Below are 1,381 nucleotides of genomic sequence, written 5' to 3' on the forward strand. Positions count from 1 at the left end.
CTTCTGTGGGTGCATAGGATTGTAGTACACAATTCACCATCACGAGCTGACCTATATTTTGAAAGGCAGCAGTGAAAGGAGGTACCCATGGACATATTCAAAAGAATTTCGGAGCATCGTACGGAGAAGGATGCATTGAGCTGGACCGGTACGTTCGCGGAGTACATAGAATTGCTTCGCAGTAATCCTGGACTCGCAAGAACTGCACATTCCAGAGTCTATGATATGATTGCTTCGCAAGGGATTAATGATCAATCCGGGCACAAGTCTTACAAATTTTTCAACCAAGAGATTTTTGGTCTGGATCGAGCGATTGAGAAGCTGGTAGAAGAATATTTCCACTCCGCTGCCCGTCGATTGGATGTTCGTAAACGTATTTTGCTGCTAATGGGTCCTGTAAGCGGTGGTAAATCCACAATTGTGACTATGCTAAAACGTGGATTAGAGCAGTTTTCCAAAACAGACTTGGGGGCCGTCTACGCGATTAAAGGGTGCCCGATGCACGAGGAACCGCTTCATCTGATTCCGATGGAACTGCGTCCCGAGATCGAGCGAGAGTTAAATGTGAAAATTGAAGGCAGCTTATGTCCTTCGTGCCAAATGCGTTTGAAAACTGAATACAACGGCTGCATTGAAGACGTTATGGTGGAGCGTGTGTTTGTTTCAGAGGAAGGTCGTGTCGGTATCGGGACATTCAGCCCTTCGGATCCCAAATCACAAGATATCGCTGATCTGACAGGAAGTATCGATTTCTCGACGATTACGGAGTTCGGTTCCGAATCCGATCCGCGTGCTTATCGGTTCGACGGGGAGCTCAACAAAGCCAATCGCGGGATCATGGAGTTCCAGGAAATGCTGAAGTGCGACGAGAAGTTCCTCTGGAACTTGCTTTCACTTACGCAGGAGGGGAATTTCAAAGCAGGGCGTTTCGCGCTCATTAGCGCTGACGAGTTGATCGTTGCTCATACCAACGAAACCGAGTACAAATCCTTTATTGCAAATAAAAAGAATGAAGCATTGCAATCCAGGATGATTGTTATGCCGATTCCGTATAACCTTCGAGTAACCGATGAAGAGAAAATTTACTACAAGCTCATCGGACAGAGCGATATGTCGCACATCCACACAGCCCCACACTCGTTACGTGTGGCTGCGATCTTCTCCATTCTGACGCGTTTGAAGGAAACGAAGAAGCAAGGGATGGATTTGGTCAAAAAGATGCGGATGTACGACGGCGAAGTCGTCGAAGGCTACAAAGAAGCCGATCTGAAAGAAATGCAAAATGAATTCCAAGAAGAAGGCATGAGCGGTATCGATCCGCGTTATGTCATCAATCGGATTTCGAGCGCTCTGATTAGACAGGATCTTCAGTGCATTAATG

The 1,381-nt window shown here is 46.8% G+C and carries 1 protein-coding gene; it reads left to right on the plus strand.

Translation table 11 applies throughout. The features are described 5' to 3' along the window. Positions 1-87: 87 nt before the first annotated feature. The coding region (locus tag AC1DUA_RS37765) for a protein prkA (protein WP_477504589.1) at positions 88-1,381 on the plus strand (1,294 nt) is incomplete at its 3' end.

The sequence above is a fragment of the Paenibacillus sp. 01T422 genome (genome assembly GCF_056398785.1).